The organism is Flavobacterium sp. DW-iso2 (assembly GCF_058725285.1).
Map to the genome: position 1 here is coordinate 97,937 of NZ_JBZXDY010000008.1, position 20,716 is coordinate 118,652.

A 20,716-nucleotide genomic window follows, 5' to 3' on the forward strand; every position below is an offset into this window, starting at 1 on the left:
CTTTGTTTTTTTTTGTTTGTGATGATCCTTGTTTTTTTGTGAAAGTAAAATTAGAAAGTAACGTGGTTCGTGGAAAAATTCTTTTTTTTATAATTATTTTTAATCTTATTGTAACCAAAACACATTTACTGTAGTCTTATCATTATATGAACCAAACCAACGACCAATATTATATCACAAAAATTGTGGCAGGAGATAGCAATGCGTTTGCTGTTTTGGTCGACCGTTATAAAGATTTGGTCTTTACCTTAGCGTTGCGGATGCTTAAGAATAGGGAAGAAGCGGAGGAAGTGGCGCAGGATACTTTCATTAAGGTATTTCAATCGTTGGTTAAGTTTAAAGGAGATTCTAAATTTTCGACTTGGATTTACAGAATAACTTATAATGGGTGTTTGGACAGATTAAAGAAATATAAGCAACAATATAATGTGGTTCCAATAGATGATTTCACGGAACGTCAAATGGTTGATTTAGACAACGCACTGGATGCTTTAGAAGAACAGGAACAAAGGCAAGAAATACTAGAATGTTTACATTTATTACCATATGAAGATCGTTTTCTATTGACCTTGTATTATTATGAGGAACAATCTTTAGAGGAGGTTTCAAAAATTGTGGGTTTGACGGCCAATAATGTCAAAGTCAAACTCTTTAGAAGCAGGAAAAAATTAGCGGCTATTTTAAAAGAACGTTTAGAACCAGAAATAATTGAACATTATGCACGAGAAGATAGATAAACAAATGGATAACTTGGTCAAAAAAGTTATTTTAAAAGCCTCACTTGAGACTCCGTCGTTTGATTTTACAGCTCAAATAATGACTCAATTGGCAGCTAAAAAGCAAAGTGAGAGTACTATTTATAAACCTTTAATTTCAAGAACGGTTTGGATGGCTATTTTTGTGGGTTTTGTAGTCTTGATTGCTTATTCTTTTTTTGGAATGCAACAAGAAAGCCAGAATTGGATACTAGATTTCGGTGTTTTAACCTATAGTAGTATTTTTGACCAATTACCTGAAATAACAGTTTCAAAAACTGTATCCTATGCTTTAGTCTCCTTATCTGTAATGGTACTCATACAGGTTTCTGTACTTAAAGACTATTTGGATAAGCGATTTGAAAATTAAAAATACAATTCAAAAATAACTTAGTCAGCATAATACCGCACCATTGATCTATTTTGTGAGGTACGGAAAGAAAAAAGCTAAAAATAAGTACTTTAGTACATTTAGTTTTAGCTTTTAAGGCGTTTTTGCCACAGATTAAAATAATTAACAGGATTTAATCTATATCAAGTTTTGGTTTATTTTAAAACATGATGTGCTAGTACTTTTTGCACTTCATATACATTAACTGACTTATTAAATTGCTTTTTTATGCTGGGTTGTAATTCACTGGAAACCCAAATTTTTAATTCGGCATCAAGGTCAAAAGTACCTGCAGTCTCAATGCTGAATCTGGAAATGCTTTTATAAGAAATGGATTTGTATTCGGTTTTGCTTCCTGTCAAGCCTTGTTTGTCAACTAATATTAGACGTTTGGTGGTGAATATAAAAGTGTCCCGAATCAGTTTAAAGCCCAATTCAATCTCTTCTCCGTCGATTAAAAGTTGCCCGTATTCCTTTGTTAATTGTTCTTGAGTTACCGCTCCTGCGTTACCAAGAAGTGCCGAGAATATTCCCATATTGTTTCTTTATTTTTAGATTGTGATTATTTATATTTTTAGTGGCTGCAGACTCCGTATATTTTTATAGCAGAAGGAAATCGACTTTATTTATTTCTAAGACTCGTTATGATTGCCATTACATCTTCATCACCTAATCCTTCTTTTTGAGCAGTTTCATAGCTGTCATACAATGGGTGTATTAGTGGCGAATCTAATCCAGCTTCCTTGGCCAGTCTCAAATCCTTAACTAGGTGTTTGAGTGCAAAAGCTGCAGGGTAGTCGTCCTTTAAAATAGAATTGGCTTTGATAGTTGTGATGCCGTTCCCACAAGCACCTTCATTAATGATGGAGAGCATATCTTCTTTTCGTACGCCGTTTTTCTCTGCAAAAATAATGGTTTCTGCTAATCCCTGAAGGTTTAGTCCTAGCAAGTAATTAATCGCTAATTTAGCTGAACTGGCTTTTCCGGGGGTGCCCACAGGAATAGAAACTTTTCCCAAAACATTAAAAATAGGTTTGGCAAGCACATAATCTTCATCACTGGCGCCTACTAAAATAACTAAGGTGCCGTCCTGAGCCGGCTTAACGCTTCCAGAAACAGGAGCGTCAATAAAATGAATCTTGCGGGTGGCACATATTGTGGCTAAGTAGCGAGAAGTTTCCGGAGAAACGGTACTCATATTAATGATCAGTTTTTCAGGATTGTCTTGAGACAGCAAACCATTCTCGTTTTCAAAAACTTCTTTGACGGCCTCATCGTTGGACAACATGGTAATCACCACATCGGATGTTTGTATCAACTCTTGGATGCTGGCTGCTGAAGTTGCCCCTAAGTCGACTAATTCCTTTTCCTTGTCTTTGCTACGATTGAATACGACTACTTCAAAACCTGCTTTCAATAAGTTTTTTGCCATTGGATTTCCCATGTTTCCGAGGCCAAGCCATCCTAATTTTAATGCTTCCATAATTTTTAAATATACTGTGATGTTTTTTTTTGCAGCTGCTGAGTCTCTAAAAAAAAAGATTACTAGATTATCAGACTTGCTTTTTGCTGCCACTAAATTAAGGCTTATTTTTTGTGTACAGTCAAAAAAAAGGGAGGTAGAACGAGAAGTTATTTACGAGACCAAAATCTACATTTAGTATTTGGGACTACCACAGTTAATAGGAGTGTAAAAAAGTTGTTACCTTCTGGTTATCAGATTCCTTTTTATTTTTCAATAAATTTTTTCCGTAGTATAATTTTGACGACTAAGTTTTCTGCCGTAAATTATTACACTATGACATCAGCCTTTTTTGAATTTCTTTTTTCATCACTTTCTCAGTAATGGCGAATATTTCTTTTTTGTTATTTCTAAATTTATTTACAAAAGAAATAATCTCATTATCTAATTTTTCGTGTTCGCTTCTTATTTGGTGGGAATCATATTTATTGGGAGCATCGATGAGTTCAGCGAGGTGTTTTAAATGCAGGGCGATTTTGTCTTGTAATTCATCGCTACATTTACTTTCGTTAGATAGCTCTTTGGCTACTTCGCGCATTTCATCTAAGTTCGCATTATGAGTTAGTCCCATGAAATATTTGTCAACAAGATGATATAAAAATTTCAAGTCCTCTTTGTAAAATTGTATGTCAGAGTACCATTGTTCTGTTAATATATATAATTGTTGCCACTGTGCTTCCCAATTAAAATCATTTTTTAGTTTGCGTTTTAAATTTTCCATACTATCGATTTATTAGTTAACTATTCGTTTATATGATCAGGCGCGGTTTAAAAATGCATCGCTAAAATGGGAGACTTATTTTGACTAGCGAATCCAGTATTTCTATGCCGAAGATTTTAGCTCTAAATTACTTTTAATGTCTTGCCGAAGAGGGGATTACTCAAGCGATAATTTTCATTTAAAGAGGATATTAAAAGTACAAAAAAATAAACAAACTGCTCGTGTAATGACTTGTCTTTTTTCGGTTGTAGTTGACAATAGAATTTCTTTAGTAGTGTGACAGCGATGGCGTAAAATAGAATAAAGATAAATTAGGGCTTTGAATCCAAAAAAAATACGGCTATGCGAAATGATGAGCATATATTTTGCAATCTTTGAACTCAAAAATATAAATAGCATTATGAGCAAAACAAAACTAATTATCAATAACAATGGATCTATTAAGATCGAAGGGGATTTCGAAATAATGGATTGTGATGGTAAAGTATATGGACTGGAAGGAAGAACTGCTTTAGGTCTTTGCCGTTGTGGATTGTCTTCTAATAAACCTTTTTGTGATGGTTCACACCGCAGCAGTTTTGAACATGAATCAAAGGCATTTGATTTGCCACCAATGAAAACGAAATAAATAAAACCGTTTTCTGTTTACACTATAAAAAAAGCTGCGTTTTTAATAAATGCAGCTTTTTTTACTCAATCTGGTCATTGCTACAAAGGAGGGGTTTTAATTGCGATGCATTCCTGGCGCGGATTATTCTTTGTTTTGTAATGTCCAATACACCATTTCGTTGTCATTCTTCATTTCCATAAAATTTAATTTCTTTAGTAGATTGATAGAACTAATATTGTTAATTAAACATCGTGCGGTTATTTCCTTTACAAATTTGTTTGAAAAGGCCCATTTTATAAGTCCTTTTGAGGCTTCTTCCGCATAACCATTTTTTCTTTCTTCTTTTATGATACCATATCCAATATCGATATTTTCTTCGTCATGATTGAACCCTTTAAAACCTAAGTCGCCAATTATTTCTAATGTGTCATTTTTGATGATCATCCATGATTCAAATCCAGTAGGTGATTCAACCTGAGATAAATTATTAATTATTTTGGGTAAAGTTTCTATAACATCAGCATCAGGCCAGCTTTTACCTTTCGTTAATCCCATTGTAGATAAATCACCAAAATCATCGTTCATAATATTTTTGCAAATTTGTATTGTAAACGGAATAAGAATTAATCTTTCCGTTAGGAGTCTATCTATTTGTAATGGTTGCATTTTTAATTTTTCGATTGTTTGTTGCAGTGTTGTGAAATTACTGTGAACTAGTAAATATGCGTTTCTCAATAGCTCATAATCCGTTACTCAAATATATATTGTTTTATTCACAATTAATTAATTAATTAATTCGGCTTTTTCATTTTAATTATCTTGTCATTCCGACAAAGGAGGAATCTCCGTTTGTGATGCAGTACATTCGTGGAATGCAATTGCACCATCGTATGACATGGGCGTAAACTGAATCGTCTTATTTCACCGTTGTAGTCATTGATTATATCGTTTCGTTGCGTGAGGGATAGTAGTGAAAATCCTCACTTGTCTCGTCTCGTTTAAAAACGAGACGAGACAAGTGAGATTGTAGCGAATAGCCTGACCGTACGGTAACGGAGTGGAGGTAGGGACACGCCCTGATACTATAATTTGTAACCTAACCTTCTTTGATTTTGGATTTGACTCTACTTCGGGGAACAAAATATTTGGGATTTCTAAAAAAAGTATATCTTTAGCCAACCAAAAACCAAAAACCAAAAATAATGCAAGAAGAGAATCAAGACGATTTTAAGAGAGAACTCGGATTACTGGATGGAACTATGCTGGTGGTGGGTTCCATGATCGGTTCGGGAATATTTATAGTGAGTTCAGATATGGTGCGCCAATTGGGTTCGACCGGATGGCTGATCGCTATGTGGGTGCTTACCGGAACCATTACGGTGATTGCCGCTGTGAGTTACGGTGAGTTGAGTTCCATGTTCCCTAAAGCAGGCGGACAGTATGTATATATTAAGGAAGCTTACGGAAAACTCGTTGGTTTTCTCTACGGCTGGAGCTTCTTTGCCGTGATACAAACGGGTACAATCGCTGCGGTGGGAGTTGCCTTCTCTAAGTTTGCAGCATATTTATTTCCAGCTTTTAGTGATAAAAATATCTTATATGAAATAGGTGATTTCAAATTGAATGCCGCTCAGATTGTTTCCATCTTTACCATTATTTTACTGAGTTATATTAACAGCCGCGGAGTGAAAAACTCTAAGATTCTTCAAACGGTTTTAACGGTGATTAAAATTTTATCGTTGGCAGGTCTGATCCTATTTGGATTTTTTGCAGCTAAAGCTGAGGTTTGGGATGCTAACTGGACAAATGCATGGGCATCGTCGTCACTTGACGTAGCAAGTGGTTCTTGGATGCCGATAAGCGGAGTGACTTTGATTTCTGCAATTTCAGCAGCTTTGGTGGGCTCGATGTTTTCGAGTGTCGCTTGGGAAGGAGTGACTTTTATCGCAGGGGAGATTAAAAATCCAAAACGCAATGTAGGACTGAGTTTGTTTCTTGGAACTTTAATTGTTAGTGTGATTTATGTTTTGGCAAATCTAATGTATCTGGCTGTAGTGCCGTTGCAAGAAATTGCTACTGCCGAATCAGACCGTGTGGCTGTGGTGGCTTCGCAATATATTTTTGGATCTATAGGGACGTATATTATTGCTGTGATGATTATGATTTCGACTTTTGCGTGTAACAACGGACTGATTATGGCCGGTGCCAGAGTATATTATACGATGGCGCAAGACGGTGTTTTCTTTAAAAAAGCGGCTCAGCTGAATAAAGCTAGTGTTCCAGAATGGTCTATCTGGGTACAGTGTTTTTGGGCTTCGGCCTTGTGTCTAACGGGGAAGTATGGTGATTTACTTGACTTTGTAGTAATCATCGTTTTGATCTTTTATATACTTACGATTTTAGGGATATTTATTCTTCGCAAAAAAATGCCAGATGCTGAAAGGCCATATAGAGCTTTTGGATATCCTTTTTTACCTGCTCTCTATATTGTTATAGCTAGTGCAATTTGTATTGCTTTATTATACACTAAAACAAGTACGAGCGGTTGGGGCGTCCTGATTATGCTAATGGGTATTCCTGTTTATTATTTGACAAAGGCTAAGGAATAGTTTGTCAATGGTCAGTAATAAGTTTAAATATTTTTTTATTGTAATAAAAAGTGTTCTTTACCAATAAGTTTAAAATAAATCCGTTCCGTCTGGTTCTTAAATCCGCCGAGACGGAACGGATTTTCCATTTAATGTCAGTCGGGATGCTACGATTCTAATGCGCTATTCATCGAAGAAGCTTTTAAAAACTTATATGACTTATATGGTTTAATTATTTCGCGTTCTATAGCTATTTCGCAAAAAAAATCCCTCTCGTCTTACTAACGGGAGGGATTTTCTATTAAATCCAGGTTGGGCTGCTGTAAATCTTAATCTAAAACTTGAACTAAAAACTAAAAATTAAAAATTGAAACGGCATTGCCAAACCTGTAAGCTATAGGCTAGTAATACGTGAAACGTCTTACTTTAGCAATATATTTTGCCAATCTTATTACTTGATGACTGTAGCCATATTCATTGTCATACCAGATGTATAACACGATATTTTTGCCGTCATTAGAAACGATAGTGGCATTACTGTCATAAATTGAAGGTGCAGATGTACCAACGATATCGGATGAAACTAGTTCGTTATTTGTTGAATATTTAATTTGCTCTACTAACTCGCCTTCCAATGCATATTTTTTCATAATGGCATTGATTTCTTCAATTGAAGTTTCTTTTGATACTTCAAGATTCAAAACAACTAACGATCCGTTAGGAACAGGAACACGAATCGCATTAGAGGTCAATTTACCTTCCAATGACGGTAACGCTTTAGCGACAGCAGTTCCTGCTCCCGTTTCAGTAATTACCATATTCAAGGCTGCAGCTCGACCACGACGGTATTTTTTGTGCATGTTGTCGACCAAGTTTTGGTCATTTGTATAGGAGTGTATCGTTTCTAAATGTCCTTTTACTACACCTAAAGTATCTTCAACTGCTTTAAGTATAGGAGTGATGGCATTTGTTGTACAAGAAGCAGCAGAGAAAATATCAATATCGTCTGGATTGTATTCGTTTTGATTTACACCATGAACAATATTTGGAACTCCTTTACCAGGAGCAGTCAATAATACTTTATGCGCTCCTTTTGAAACTAAATGTCTGCTTAATGCTTCTTTAGTTGTAAAAGCACCTGTATTATCGATTATCAAAGCATGATCAATTCCGTAAGTAGTATAATCAATTTCTTCTGGAGAGTTTGCTGTAATAATGTGAACAGTTGTACCGTTGATGATTAACGCATTGTTTTTAACATCTGCAGTTACAGAACCTTGAAAATCACCATGAATGGAATCATAACGCAATAACGAAGCTCTTTTTTCAAGGGTCGAAGCATCATTTTTATCTCTAGTAACAATGGCTCTCAATCGTAATTGGTTTCCTTTTCCAGTTTTAGACATTAGCTCTCTGGCTAATAAACGTCCAATTCTACCAAAACCATATAATACCACATCTTTCGGCTGAATTTCTTCTGATGATTTGGCTTCTTTTAATTTGTCCAATACAAAATGTCTTGCATCGGGATATTTTTCGTCTTCTAATACGTACTCGTAAGTCAGTTTACCAATATCTAATTTTGATGGTGGTAAATCCAACGATAAAACGACTTTGGCAATTTCTACCGAGTCGAAAATGGTAATCGGTTTGCCTACAAATTCTGCGGCATACTGATGTAAATTGATGATTTCATTTACGTTTTTGTCTATCAATTGATTTTTAAACAAAACCATTTCTATGGATTTGTCATACCATAAATCGCTGACAATTTTAATTAATTCTACTCCTGCACGTCTTCTGTCGACCTGAAATGAAACTTCTTTTTGATACAAAGGTGTCTTGCTCATATTGAAAATTTGAAAATAATTTAGTACTTGTTGTCTTAAATTTGGCGCAAAAGTACCCATTTCAATCGATTTCGTGAACTATTTTAATGTTTTTTTTTAATAAAAAAAGCCAGTGCGTTTTGCGGACTGGCTTTGTTTTTATCGAAAGCGGGCAGGTGTTAGATAATGATTCTGAATACTTCCCCGTTTTTATTGATCATTTCGAGTCGTATGCTTTGATTTTCTTCTTTATTATTTAAAAGTTTGGAGACCGTTTCGATATCTTTTGCTTTTTCATTATCAATACTCAGAATGATATTGCCTTTTAATTCAGCGCTATATTGCATTAAATTTTCATTGGTTATAGATTTAATTTTGACACCATAATTGATATTGAATTTCTTTTTGTCGGTGGTATTAATATTTTCTAGTTCGATTCCTTTGAATTCAGTACTGAAGAATTCGTTTTTACTTAGCAGTACAGGAACGATGCGATTTTCTCCGTCTCTAGTATAGGTAACCTGTATTTTATCATTAGGTCTCTTGGTGTTAATGTATCCAGAAAGGTCTGCATAAGTGGCAATCTTCTGTCCGTCTAGTTTTACTATGATATCTCCTTTTTGAAGTCCAGATCTTTCAGCACCTGAATTTTTTGTAACGGCGCCAATGTAAAATCCTTCGGTTTGGTTAATTCCTAATTCTCTGGAAGCAGTTGCATTTAATTCTCCACCTTCAACCCCCAAGATTCCACGTTGTACGTTACCGTATTCCATAAGATCTTCAATAATTTTTCGGGCAATATTAGACGGTACAGCAAAAGAGTAACCAACATAGGAGCCAGTCATAGAAGAAATCATCGTATTGATTCCTATCAAGTCACCACGGGTGTTTACTAAAGCACCACCACTGTTTCCTGGATTTACCGCAGCATCTGTTTGAATAAAAGATTGAATTCCGCTAGTTCCCAAGTCTCTGGCTTTCGCCGAAACAATACCAGCAGTTACCGTTGAGGTTAAGTTATATGGATTTCCGACCGCTAGAACCCATTCTCCAATTTTTACCGAATCAGAATTTCCAAACGTGGTATAAGGGAGTTTTTCGTCAGCATCAATTTTTAACAAAGCGATATCCATTTTTGAGTCGGTGCCAATGAGTTTTGCTTTGTATGATTTTTTATTATTTAAGGTAATTTCAATTTCTGAAGCGTCTTTTATCACATGATTATTCGTTACGATATAACCATCGGCTGAGATAATTACACCTGAGCCAGTTCCCACTTGCTCCTGTGTCTGTCCTCCTTTGTATCCGTAGAAGTATTCCAGCATCGGGTTTGAAACGGTTTTATAGGATACGTTTTTTACATGGACGACCGTGTGTATTGTTTTTTCGGCCGCTTCCGTAAAGTCAATGACATCAGGAGATAGGCCTACTTTTCTGACATAGGATTCACTAGATAGCGTGGTTAACGGATTTTTATTCGAAGAAAAATAGCCATTAGTATCAAATAATAATTTGTAAGCCCCTAATGTTACGGCACCACTTAACAGAGAAGCCAAAAATAGCTGCGAAAATCGATTCATAATAGAGTATGTTTTACGTTATTTGTATTGTAAAAATAGGGTTAAATAAGGTATTCAAAAAACAGTTTAACGCTCTTTAACAGTGATTAACATTTCATTAATAGTTCGTACTTTTGTGAAATACAACTTAGACATAATGCAAATACAATTTTATAAATACCAAGGAACCGGAAATGATTTTGTGATGATTGACAATCGTCTGGGAACTTTTCCAAAAGAAGACACCAAGCTCGTAGCGCATTTATGTGATAGGCGTTTTGGTATAGGAGGGGATGGCCTTATTTTATTAGAAAACGATCCCAAATCTGATTTTAAAATGGTGTATTACAATTCAGACGGAAGCCAAAGTACCATGTGCGGTAATGGAGGAAGATGTTTGGTGGCTTTCGCCAAAAAAATAAACGTGGTTGAAAACAGTACTACGTTTAATGCTGTAGATGGCATGCATCATGCAACAGTTGACGAAGACGGCATCGTATCGCTGCAAATGATTGATGTTTTGAATATTAAAAAAGAATCAGATTATACCTTTCTGGATACAGGTTCCCCACATCACGTTCAGGTAGTCGAAGATTTAGAAAATTATAATGTAAAAGAACAAGGCGCCGCCATTCGACACAGTGAATTGTACGGAAAACAAGGAAGTAATATCAATTTTGTAAAGAAAATAGACGCTACTACTTTTTCGTTACGCACCTATGAAAGAGGCGTGGAAGATGAGACATTGGCTTGCGGAACCGGTGCTACTGCTACTGCGATAGCAATGAATGCAACGGGAACAACAGATGCGACTTCCATAAATTTAAATGTGGAGGGCGGAAAGCTCGCTGTTTCTTTCGATAAAAAAGACAATAATTATACTAATGTATTCCTCAAAGGCCCCGCTGAGTTTGTCTTTGAAGGAACAATCGAGGTTTAAACTAACCTCTAATTTTTAATCTCTAACTTTCAACTTCAATAATGATAACTCTAAAAGGAGAACACATATACATCCGAGCGCTTGAACCAAATGATTTGGAGTTCATTTATGCCATAGAAAACGAACAGACTGTGTGGGAAGTAAGTAATACAAATACTCCATACAGTAGGTTTTTAGTCAAACAATACCTCGAGAATGCGCATCAGGATATTTATGAAGCTAAGCAATTGCGACTAGCGATTTGTCAAGACGAGGACTTTCCTGCGGTGGGATTAATTGATTTATTTGATTTTGATCCAAAAAATAACAGGGCAGGAGTAGGGATTGTAATTCAGGGACTTGAGAACCGAAAGCAAAATATTGGTTCGGAAGCATTAGGACTACTAATACAATATGCGTTCCATAACCTTAATTTGCATCAATTGTATGCAAATATTGGTACCGAAAATGAAGCAAGTAAAGCTCTTTTTACTAAATTTGGCTTCGAATGTATCGGTGTAAAAAAAGATTGGAATCTAGTAAGCGGCAGTTATAAAGACGAGGCGTTTTTCCAATTAATTAATCAACAATTTTAAAATTTTAGCTTTGAACTTAAAAAAAATTATATCAATTGTATCCATAATTGTAGTCTCAGGATTAATTATTTATGGATTTATCCTGGTAAGACAGATTTTTGCCGACAACACAAAATTTACTGAAAAAGAAGTATTCATACATGTCCCCACAGATTCTAATTATGAAGGGGTTAAGAAAATAATAGCACCTTATGTGGCTAATATGGATCGCTTCGAAATGGTAGCTGACAAAATGAGCTATGCTCAAAATGTAAAATCGGGTCGTTTTTTATTCACCAAAGGAATGAATAGCTATGCTCTTGTAAAAGCGATGCGAATGAATGTTCCTGTAAAATTAGCATTCAACAATCAAGAACGCTTGGAAAATTTTGCTGGACGGGTTGGCTCTCAAATTGAAGCCGATAGTTTGTCATTACTGACCTCTTTTAAAGATTCTATTTTTCTAAAGGAAAATGGTTTTACTCCCGAAAATGTTTTGGTTATGTTTATCCCTAATACCTATGAATTCTATTGGAACACAACAGCCGAAAAATTTCGTGATAAAATGATCAAGGAATACCTTAATTTCTGGAATAAAGAACGTGTTGCAAAAGCAGCTCAGCAAGGTTTAACTCCTGTTGAAGCAACAATTTTAGCTTCGATCGTACATAAAGAATCCGTAAAAAAAGATGAAAGACCTAGAATTGCGGGAGTGTATCTAAATCGATTGAGACTGGAAATGCCACTTCAGGCTGATCCTACGGTGATTTATGCTTTGAAATTAAAATCAAATGACTTCGACCAAGTGATTAAACGAGTTTTTTATAATGACTTAATAATGGCGTCGCCTTACAATACTTATATGAATATCGGACTTCCTCCAGGTCCGATTGCCATGCCAGACATCACCGCTTTAGAAGCTGTAATCAATCCTGAAAAGAACGGTTACATCTATTTTTGTGCCAGTGTCGAGCGTTTTGGTTATCATGAATTTGCAGCTACTTTACCGGAGCATAATATAAATGCTAAGAAATATTCAGATTGGATTAACGCCCAAGGGGTAAAAAGATAATTTTGAAGGGTAAAAGCAATTGTTTTTTTTTACTTTTTTTACTGCTGTGGTTTCATATTAGTTTTGGACAAAACAGACTGAATGGTTTCTTGAAGCCTTCAGACTCATTAAATTCAAGCAGGAGAAATTCGGTAATTTTTACGGAAGCCGCATTGGTCTCGGGAGCCTTGGTAGGTTTAAACCAATTTTGGTATGCCGATTATGAAAGATCTAACTTTCATTTTATCAATGATAATGAGGAGTGGCTGCAGATGGATAAGGTGGGTCATTTGTATTCCTCTTATCATATAGGCAGATTGGGGGCAGAAATGCAGGAATGGAGCGGAACAACCCAAAAAGAGCAATTGATCTACGGGGCGGGTCTAGGTTTTGCTTTTTTGACTGCTGTGGAGGTCTTAGACGGGTTTTCTTCAGGATGGGGTGCTTCGCCAGGAGATATAATCGCGAATGCTTCAGGGACTGCTTTATACGTCTCACAGGAATTATTATGGAATGAGCAACGCATCACACCGAAATTTTCTTTTCATACTACTCAATATGCCCAATACAGACCCAATGTTTTAGGAAGCTCCCTTGCTGAGCAAATTCTGAAAGATTACAATGGACAAACGTATTGGCTTTCGGCCAATTTATACTCCTTTTCCAAAGGCTCAAAGATACCCAAATGGCTCAATTTTGCTATTGGTTATGGAGCGGACGGAATGATTACTGGAAATGGTGAAAATAGCGGGCTTTTCCCGATGCCAAAAACGGAAAGAATGAGACGGTTTTATTTGAGTTTGGACGTTGACCTGACGAAAATTGAAACAAAATCCCATTTTTTGAAGACAATTTTCTCCGTTTTGAACACTTTAAAAATCCCGGCACCAACGGTTGAATGCTCACATGGCGAGGGGTTTACGGGTCACTTATCGTATTTTTAGACAAGTTTAACAGGTTGATTTTCAGCTTTATGAATTTTATTGTATCTTTGCAGGCAGAAATTTCTTAACGGGACAGCGTTTTGAAGAAAAACAATTTATGGTAAAGAAATGGTATTTTTATACAAGTTTAACTGTTATTATAGCTTTTTTAAGCTCGGGTTTTAAACCTCTCGAGATTGAAGCAAATCAATGGTTTCTAATAAAAAACACAGATGGAATTAGGTACTTATTTCCATCGTTACAGCAGGACGATTACACCAATATGAATATCCCTTTTACTGGAAATTTATTTATTGGTTTCAAAGAAGCAATCGGATATAGAGAATCTGAAAACAAATACAAAAAAATCAATTCTCTCGGTTATTTAGGGAAATACCAGTTTGGTAACGAAACCCTAAAATCTGTCGGAATATACGATACTTCTTTATTCCTTCGTAGTCCTAAGATGCAAGAGAGAGCCTTTGTAGCTCTTTTATCAAAAAACAAATGGATATTACAGGATATCATCGAGAAATACGATGGTAAGGTGGTAAATGGGATTTTGGTCACGGAATCCGGAATTTTGGCAGCAGCACATCTTGGTGGTGCAGGTTCTGTAAAGAAATATTTTAAATACAATGGAAAAAAATTCATCAAAGATGCTTATGGGACTTCAATCCGAAGTTATATGGAAGCATTTGGAGGATATGATACTTCATTAATAGTGGCAAATGTAAATGCAATTGCAAGTCTAAACTAATTTACAATAGTGTATAAAAAAGAGGCAGTCTCAATTGAGACTGCCTCTTTTTTTATCGGACTTTTAAAATGTCCCCATTTGGGCGAACAGTCAGTTTCATCGTTTCTTTTCCTTTTTTAATTTTAAGATTGTACTGTTTTTTCAGGACATCACCATCTTCTTGGGTATATAAATATTTATCGTTAACAATTGTCCAATCCGGATAGGTTCTATAAATGGAGTACAGTAGTTCATTAGGCAATCGTACATCTTTGTAATTCTCCACTACGCGAATTAACTTCCCTTTTTCATTATAAGTAGCTGACAAAGAGCCGTCTTTAGTTTGCATGATTAAAAGATAAGTTTCGGCACCTTCGTAGTCCGTACCAATATCATAGGCAATGAACTTTTCTTCTAACCTTCTGACATCTGTGTCAGGATTATTGTCTGGGATATAAACTGAAAAATCAGACCCCACTCTTTTAATTACAACGGGAGGTAGTTCTTCCACTTTCATCAGGCCTTCTTCTCTATCTTGTTTCACTGTTTTATCTTGGGAATAAGACGAAACAGTCATGCTTAAAAACAACAAAGTAATAATAAATGATTTCATAACGTTTAGTTTTAAATTAATATTTGGTATTATAGATTCTTCATGCGTGATTTAATTTTTATTTAGTTCCTTCCTTCTTTAAATGTCTAAAATTAAATAAGTTTGATTCAGGTGTGTCTAATTAAATCATCTTAATATAAAGTTAGTTGTTTTTCTAACCTTTTTATGTTAATTTTTTCTATGAATATTGTTAATAAAAATGGTTTTTAAAAGTTTTTTTTATTAGGACTTATCGCGATTCAATGTATAAAAAGGATATTTTATGAAGGGTCTTTTTAAAATGTGTAAAAAAAAATAGGTTAAAATCATTCTGATTATAATTTTAAAGCACTTTGGTTTAACAAAAAAAGCTGCCCAAATTTTGGGCAGCTAGAAGGAAGTCAATTTTATGGTGCTTATCTTTCAGCAAGAATCTCACCATCAGCATGAACTGTTAATTTACGGCTGTCATTTCCATTTTTAATTTTTAAGTTATACTGTTTTTTTAAGATGTCTCCCTCTTCTTGGGAATATAAATACTTGTCATTGACAATTTCCCATCCGGGATATGCTTTATAGACGGAGTAAATTACAGGAGCGGGTAACTTTACATCCTTGTAATTTTCGACAACTCGAATTAATTTCCCTTTTTCATCATAGGTAGCGGCCAAAGATCCTCCTTTTATTTCCATAGTTACTAAATAGGTATCGTAACCTTCAAAATTTTTACCTAAATCGTAGGCGATGAAATTATCTTGTAATTTTCGAACTTTGGGATCTGCATTTCTATCTGGTAGATAAATTGAAAAGTCTTCTCCTGCACTTTTAATAACTACAGCGGGTAATTCTTCTATTTTCATCATTCCTTCTTTCGTAGCGGTCTGTACTTTTTCTTGAGAATAAGATGAAATAGTTAAACTCAAAAATAATAAAGTAACAATAAATGTTTTCATGATAATTAGTTTTAAATTAATATTTACCGTCGGTTAAAATAATTTAAATTTAGGGACTTCTTACTTTTCATTATAATTATTACATCTTTAATTTTTAATAGTATTAGTTAATGTATTGTGTTTATTTGTAGTTAATACGTGTTTATTTATTGTAAATTTAGTTTTTTTATTGCGAATTTTACGTTAAGGGTTTCCTCGTTACCTGTTAATAAAAACGATTATTTAAATTTTTTTTTATTAGGATAAATCAACTTCTTACGCTAAAATAATGGAGCTTCTATAACCTGAACCAGATGATTTATCATTTAGATTTCTTGTGAATTTGGAACAGTCTGATTTTGCTAAAGAAAAAGAACCTGCCCCATGTTTACGGGGCAGTTAAAATGGGTTCTATTTTATTATTTTAGTTTTCAGTTATAAGTTCACCATCAGGATGAACCTTCAATTTACGACTTTCTTTTCCTTTTTTAATTTTTATATTATACTGTTTTTTTAGAATATCTCCTTCTTCTTGAGAATATAGATATTTATCATTTACGATCTCCCATCCTGGGAATTTTTTATAGATTTCGTAGATTAATTTACTTGGTAATACTACATCCTTGTAATTTTCTACAACACGAATTAATTTTCCGTTTTCATTATAAGTGGCTGTTAATGTACCTCCTGTTACTTCCATATATACGAGATAGGTTTCATAACCTTCATAGTTTTTACCTAAATCATAGGCGATGAAGTTGTCTTGCAGCGCTCTGACCTTAGGATCAGCATTTCTGTCAGGCAGGTATACCGAAAAGTCATCTCCAGCACTTTTAATTACTACAGCTGGTAAATTTTCCATACTCATACTACCAGCATTTGTTTCTTGTGAGTAAGATAGAGTGGTTAACCCTAAAGATAATATTAATACATGCATAAACGCTTTCATAATATTTAGATTTAAATGATTAATGACATGATTTAGAGTAAATTTTAGATCTGTAAATGACTTACTTTTTTTAGTTTTTCAATTTAGTCTAAATTCTTTTTTTAAATAATTATTTGCGTTTTGGAGCTTTTGAAATAAAATTGCAATTAGATGTAAATTTAATATTTTATGGTTTAAGTAGCAGTTAATGTGGTATTTAAGTTTTGTTAATTAACAATATGGTGGTAGTATTATATGCCGTTTTTGGGTAGTGTTCAAAATTTAATATACAAATGTGCGTTTTAATAAGCATCATTACTCAATTGTTTTTAGTTCTTGTATACCAATGATTTTGTAGCCAAACGATTTGACTTTAGCATTTGCGGTTTGTTTTATTTGTTACGATTGGTTTTAATTATGAGGAGCTTTTTTTTGATTCATTTTCGAACATAAATAGAAAAACACCAACTTTTGGTTGGTGTTTTTCTATTTATTATATCGTGCAAATTGGGGGTTATTCTCCGATAAGTATTTCTAATATTTTTATTGCAGCATCGCTTATTTTTGTTCCAGGTCCAAAAACAGCAACGGCGCCAGCATCAAATAAGAATTGATAATCCTGTGAGGGAATTACTCCTCCTACAACCACCATGATGTCTTCTCGTCCGTATTTTTTTAATTCTTCAATTACTTGGGGAACTAGGGTTTTATGTCCTGCTGCTAATGAGGAAACACCCAGAATATGAACGTCATTTTCTATAGCTTGTTTCGCTGCTTCGGCTGGAGTTTGAAATAGAGGGCCAATATCCACGTCAAAACCAACATCAGCATATCCCGTAGCAACTACTTTTGCACCACGATCATGACCATCTTGCCCCATTTTGGCAATCATGATTCTAGGGCGACGGCCTTCCTGTTTTGCAAAGGCATTGGCTAGCTGTTTGGCTTTTTCAAAGCTTTTGTCGTCTTTTATTTCTTTACTATACACGCCACTAAAGGATTTAATTTGTGCTTTATATCGTCCAAAAACCGTTTCTAAGGCATCACTGATTTCACCTAATGTAGTTCGGTTTCTTGCTGCATCCACAGCTAATTCCAGTAAGTTTCCTTCTCCGGTTTTCGCGCAAAGGATTAATTTATCCAATGATTTCTGTACTTTTTCACTATCTCTGCTCGCTTTAATGCGGTCCAATTGCTCCAATTGCTGTTTTCGAACCATTTGGTTGTCCACATCTAAAATAAGTAAAGGATCTTCTTTGTCGAGTCGGTATTGGTTTACACCTACAATAATATCCTGGCCGCTATCTATACGCGCCTGTTTTCTTGCCGCCGCTTCTTCAATTCTAAGTTTCGGAATGCCAGCTTCGATGGCTTTCGTCATTCCGCCAAGCTCTTCCACTTCTTCGATGAGTTTCCAGGCACTTTCAGCAATCTCATTAGTCAAACTTTCTACATAATAGCTTCCTGCCCAAGGATCGACTGTTTTAGTGATTTTAGTTTCTTCTTGTAAAAATATCTGTGTGTTTCTTGCAATTCGAGCAGAGAAGTCTGTTGGTAAAGCAATGGCTTCGTCCAATGCATTGGTGTGTAACGATTGCGTTCCTCCAAAAGCTGCTGCCGATGCTTCAATACAGGTACGGGCTACATTATTAAAAGGGTCTTGTTCTGTTAAACTCCAACCACTAGTTTGGCAGTGGGTTCGTAAAGCCAATGATTTATCATCTTTTGGATTAAACTGTTTTACTAGTTTAGCCCAAATCATTCTTCCGGCACGCATTTTCGCAATTTCCATAAAATGGTTCATCCCAATAGCCCAGAAAAAAGAAAGGCGCGGAGCGAACTCATCAATTTTCATTCCGGTTGATAATCCCGTTCTGATGTATTCTAGTCCATCGGCTAGTGTATACGCTAATTCAATATCGGCGGTTGCACCTGCTTCCTGCATATGATAGCCGGAAATGGATATGGAATTGAATTTCGGCATTTTCTTGCTCGTGTATTCAAAGATATCTGCAATAATTTTCATCGAAGGAGTAGGAGGATAGATGTACGTATTACGCACCATAAACTCCTTTAGAATGTCATTTTGTATGGTTCCTGAAAGTTGCTCTGGTTTTACCCCTGACTCTTCGGCAGCAACAATATAGAAAGCCATAATAGGCAATACTGCACCATTCATAGTCATTGAAACTGACATTTCATCTAAGGGAATCTGATCAAACAATACTTTCATATCTTCGACAGAGTCAATAGCAACTCCTGCTTTTCCTACATCACCCACAACGCGTTCGTGATCTGAATCATAACCACGGTGTGTAGGTAAATCAAAAGCGATAGATAATCCTTTTTGTCCTGCGGCTAGATTTCGTCTATAGAAAGCATTGCTTTCTTCGGCAGTTGAAAATCCGGCATATTGACGAATTGTCCAAGGGCGACGCACATACATTGTGGTGTAAGGCCCTCTTAAATTTGGCGCAAAGCCAGCACCAAAATCAAGATGCTTTAGGTTTTCAATATCTTTTTTAGAATAGGTGGGTTTGAGTTCAATGCCTTCAGCCGTAAAAAAGTCTGCAGTTGAAGCATCTTGTTCTTGCAACGCCGGTTCTTCTTTCGACTTTTGACTATCTAATTGAATATGTTGGAGGTCATTTCTTATCATTTGTGACACTAATTTATACGTATTGTTGACTGATTGCAGTTCTACACTATTTTTCTAAATCCAGACGTTCTTGTTCTACTTTTTCGGCTAATCGTTTTTCGATTATTGGAGTGATCAAGGTTTTTCTTGGCTTGACTTTTACAAAAGGAAATAATTCTAAATCCTGTTTCATCTTGTCGTCTTTGTTTGGGTATTTATTAGTTCCTAGCAAGACTTCTTTTCCTGAGTCAAAAAGTTCCTGTTCTTTATCAGCGCTTTCCTGAATTTTCCTTTTGATGATGCCTTCATTCAATTGTTTAAGAAAACCGCCATTGGCTTCGATATCTTTGAATAAAGTCAATGCTTTTTCGGCTAATTGAATAGTCAATGTTTCAATATAATAACTTCCGTCCGCAGGGTTATTTACCTTGTCAAAATAGCTTTCGTTTTTTAGAACTAATAATTGGTTTCTGGCGATTCGATCTCCAAATTCATTGTCTTTATGATATAGTGAATCGTAAGGCAAATTAGCAATTGCATCTGCTCCTCCTAGGATTGCCGACATGCACTCGGTTGTAGTACGCAACATGTTTACGTTGTAGTCATAAAGCGTTTTATTCCGTTTTGTAGGAGAAACTAAAAGATGGCATTCTAAGTTATGGTTGTATTCTTTAGCGACTAAATTAAAAAGCAATCGCAACGCTCTTAGCTTTGCGATCTCAAAGAAATAATTGGTTCCCACGGCAACCTCTATAACTATCGGCTGACTGATAACCGGAATTCTGTTGAAATATTCATTGACATGCGCTAAGGTGTAAGCAAGCTGCTGTACCATATTGGCTCCCGCATTTTGATATAAGGTAGCGTCAATACTAATTATGGAACTGTTTGGAATCGCTGTAGAAAGTAAGTTCAACGAATCAAAATTGTTTTTATCTGTAGTTGTAAACCAATTGCCGTCTCGAGCTAATTGCCCTATTGGATCTAGGTTGTAATGCGCAATGGCCTTTTTCTTATATATTATTGCATCAATCTTTTTGACGAAATCGATTGAGAAAAATTTAAAATTGAAGTAAACAGCAACGTTTTCTATAGGAAGTTTTTCCAAAAGTTTTGCTACGTCTACAGTATCATTTTCTAAAGTAAAACGAAGGCTATCGGCACCTCTGTTCAAAGTGTCCAAGGCCCTTTCTACTGATTTTTCAATGTCGAAAACAAAAATGTTTTGACAAATTTTAAATTCAGATGCTTTCGTGTTTACCGCTGCTGCTTTTGTAAACTCATCTTTATGATAAAAAGGTTTTACCTTAATGTCTTCTGGCGAATTCCAGATTAAGGTTTCATTGTAATCTGCTCCCTTTAGTTCAAATTGGATTTTTTGTTTCCATTGTTTGGAAGAAACAGGATCGAAATCTTCGAATAAATTAGTAGCCATTTTAATTTT

General features: G+C 35.3%; 20 protein-coding genes. 9 read left to right on the top strand and 11 right to left on the bottom strand.

From position 1 onward, the window contains the following. Window positions 1-146 precede the first annotated feature (146 nt). Both AC4PRO_RS07770 and AC4PRO_RS07775 read left to right on the top strand, forming a co-directional pair. Window positions 147-737 (top strand): RNA polymerase sigma factor, encoded by a 591-nt coding sequence (locus AC4PRO_RS07770; RefSeq protein ID WP_492116931.1) that lies wholly within the window; start codon window positions 147-149, stop codon window positions 735-737. Then, window positions 718-1,125: a hypothetical protein gene (locus AC4PRO_RS07775; RefSeq protein WP_492116932.1), complete on the top strand. Its 408-nt coding sequence runs from the start codon at window positions 718-720 to the stop codon at window positions 1,123-1,125. Before AC4PRO_RS07770 ends, AC4PRO_RS07775 begins: the two co-directional genes overlap by 20 nt. Before the next feature lie 176 nt (window positions 1,126-1,301). On the opposite strand, the gene AC4PRO_RS07780 is transcribed toward AC4PRO_RS07775, so the two are convergent. The 3 genes from AC4PRO_RS07780 to AC4PRO_RS07790 form a co-directional block, all read right to left on the bottom strand. Then, window positions 1,302-1,682 carry a PH domain-containing protein gene (locus AC4PRO_RS07780; RefSeq protein ID WP_492116933.1) on the bottom strand — a complete coding sequence of 127 codons (381 nt, stop codon included), beginning with the start codon at window positions 1,680-1,682 and terminating at the stop codon, window positions 1,302-1,304. Between the two features lie 86 nt (window positions 1,683-1,768). Next, entirely contained in the window at window positions 1,769-2,629 is an 861-nt protein-coding gene (locus AC4PRO_RS07785) for an NAD(P)-dependent oxidoreductase (RefSeq protein WP_492116934.1), read from the bottom strand. A gap of 313 nt (window positions 2,630-2,942) precedes the next feature. Next, complete coding sequence (locus tag AC4PRO_RS07790; protein ID WP_492116935.1) at window positions 2,943-3,389, bottom strand: hypothetical protein; 447 nt, start codon at window positions 3,387-3,389, stop codon at window positions 2,943-2,945. A gap of 400 nt (window positions 3,390-3,789) precedes the next feature. On the opposite strand from AC4PRO_RS07790, the gene AC4PRO_RS07795 reads away from it, so the two are divergent. After that, window positions 3,790-4,017, top strand: a complete 228-nt coding sequence (locus AC4PRO_RS07795; RefSeq protein WP_074722022.1) for a CDGSH iron-sulfur domain-containing protein — start codon at window positions 3,790-3,792, stop codon at window positions 4,015-4,017. A 123-nt stretch (window positions 4,018-4,140) separates the two neighbouring features. Here AC4PRO_RS07795 and AC4PRO_RS07800 read toward each other — a convergent pair whose 3' ends face one another. Beyond that, window positions 4,141-4,665: a GNAT family N-acetyltransferase gene (locus tag AC4PRO_RS07800; RefSeq protein WP_492116936.1), complete on the bottom strand. Its 525-nt coding sequence runs from the start codon at window positions 4,663-4,665 to the stop codon at window positions 4,141-4,143. Window positions 4,666-5,201: 536 nt separating this feature from the next. Here AC4PRO_RS07800 and AC4PRO_RS07805 point away from each other — a divergent pair. Beyond that, on the top strand, window positions 5,202-6,608 hold the full coding sequence (locus AC4PRO_RS07805; protein WP_492116937.1) for an APC family permease: 1,407 nt from the start codon (window positions 5,202-5,204) through the stop codon (window positions 6,606-6,608). A 380-nt stretch (window positions 6,609-6,988) separates the two neighbouring features. On the opposite strand, the gene AC4PRO_RS07810 is transcribed toward AC4PRO_RS07805, so the two are convergent. Both AC4PRO_RS07810 and AC4PRO_RS07815 read right to left on the bottom strand, forming a co-directional pair. Next, window positions 6,989-8,437: a glyceraldehyde-3-phosphate dehydrogenase gene (locus AC4PRO_RS07810; RefSeq protein WP_074722018.1), complete on the bottom strand. Its 1,449-nt coding sequence runs from the start codon at window positions 8,435-8,437 to the stop codon at window positions 6,989-6,991. A gap of 158 nt (window positions 8,438-8,595) precedes the next feature. Next, the gene (locus tag AC4PRO_RS07815) at window positions 8,596-9,996 is read right to left on the bottom strand and encodes a trypsin-like peptidase domain-containing protein (protein WP_492116938.1); all 1,401 of its coding nucleotides are present in this window, start codon (window positions 9,994-9,996) and stop codon (window positions 8,596-8,598) included. A gap of 136 nt (window positions 9,997-10,132) precedes the next feature. On the opposite strand from AC4PRO_RS07815, the gene dapF reads away from it, so the two are divergent. The 5 genes from dapF (at window position 10,133) to AC4PRO_RS07840 (ending at window position 14,203) form a co-directional block, all read left to right on the top strand. After that, on the top strand, window positions 10,133-10,915 hold the full coding sequence (gene dapF / locus AC4PRO_RS07820; protein WP_492116939.1) for a diaminopimelate epimerase: 783 nt from the start codon (window positions 10,133-10,135) through the stop codon (window positions 10,913-10,915). 41 nt (window positions 10,916-10,956) lie between these two features. Further along, on the top strand, window positions 10,957-11,490 hold the full coding sequence (locus AC4PRO_RS07825) for a GNAT family N-acetyltransferase (RefSeq protein ID WP_074721315.1): 534 nt from the start codon (window positions 10,957-10,959) through the stop codon (window positions 11,488-11,490). A 10-nt stretch (window positions 11,491-11,500) separates the two neighbouring features. Further along, window positions 11,501-12,541 (top strand): endolytic transglycosylase MltG, encoded by a 1,041-nt coding sequence (gene mltG / locus AC4PRO_RS07830; RefSeq protein ID WP_492116940.1) that lies wholly within the window; start codon window positions 11,501-11,503, stop codon window positions 12,539-12,541. 89 nt (window positions 12,542-12,630) lie between these two features. Next, window positions 12,631-13,464 carry a DUF2279 domain-containing protein gene (locus tag AC4PRO_RS07835; protein WP_492116941.1) on the top strand — a complete coding sequence of 278 codons (834 nt, stop codon included), beginning with the start codon at window positions 12,631-12,633 and terminating at the stop codon, window positions 13,462-13,464. Between the two features lie 97 nt (window positions 13,465-13,561). Further along, window positions 13,562-14,203 (top strand): lysozyme family protein, encoded by a 642-nt coding sequence (locus AC4PRO_RS07840; RefSeq protein ID WP_074721311.1) that lies wholly within the window; start codon window positions 13,562-13,564, stop codon window positions 14,201-14,203. Window positions 14,204-14,255: 52 nt separating this feature from the next. Here the strand turns inward: AC4PRO_RS07840 and AC4PRO_RS07845 are convergent, their stop codons facing one another. From AC4PRO_RS07845 to AC4PRO_RS07865, 5 genes are all read right to left on the bottom strand, one after another. Then, the gene (locus tag AC4PRO_RS07845) at window positions 14,256-14,795 is read right to left on the bottom strand and encodes a hypothetical protein (RefSeq protein ID WP_074721309.1); all 540 of its coding nucleotides are present in this window, start codon (window positions 14,793-14,795) and stop codon (window positions 14,256-14,258) included. 395 nt (window positions 14,796-15,190) lie between these two features. After that, the gene (locus AC4PRO_RS07850) at window positions 15,191-15,727 is read right to left on the bottom strand and encodes a hypothetical protein (protein ID WP_492116942.1); all 537 of its coding nucleotides are present in this window, start codon (window positions 15,725-15,727) and stop codon (window positions 15,191-15,193) included. A 403-nt stretch (window positions 15,728-16,130) separates the two neighbouring features. Continuing rightward, entirely contained in the window at window positions 16,131-16,655 is a 525-nt protein-coding gene (locus AC4PRO_RS07855; RefSeq protein ID WP_074721305.1) for a hypothetical protein, read from the bottom strand. A 493-nt stretch (window positions 16,656-17,148) separates the two neighbouring features. Next, entirely contained in the window at window positions 17,149-19,293 is a 2,145-nt protein-coding gene (gene scpA, locus AC4PRO_RS07860) for a methylmalonyl-CoA mutase (RefSeq protein ID WP_074721303.1), read from the bottom strand. A gap of 46 nt (window positions 19,294-19,339) precedes the next feature. Next, window positions 19,340-20,707, bottom strand: a complete 1,368-nt coding sequence (locus AC4PRO_RS07865; protein WP_492116943.1) for a methylmalonyl-CoA mutase subunit beta — start codon at window positions 20,705-20,707, stop codon at window positions 19,340-19,342. Window positions 20,708-20,716 lie beyond the last annotated feature (9 nt).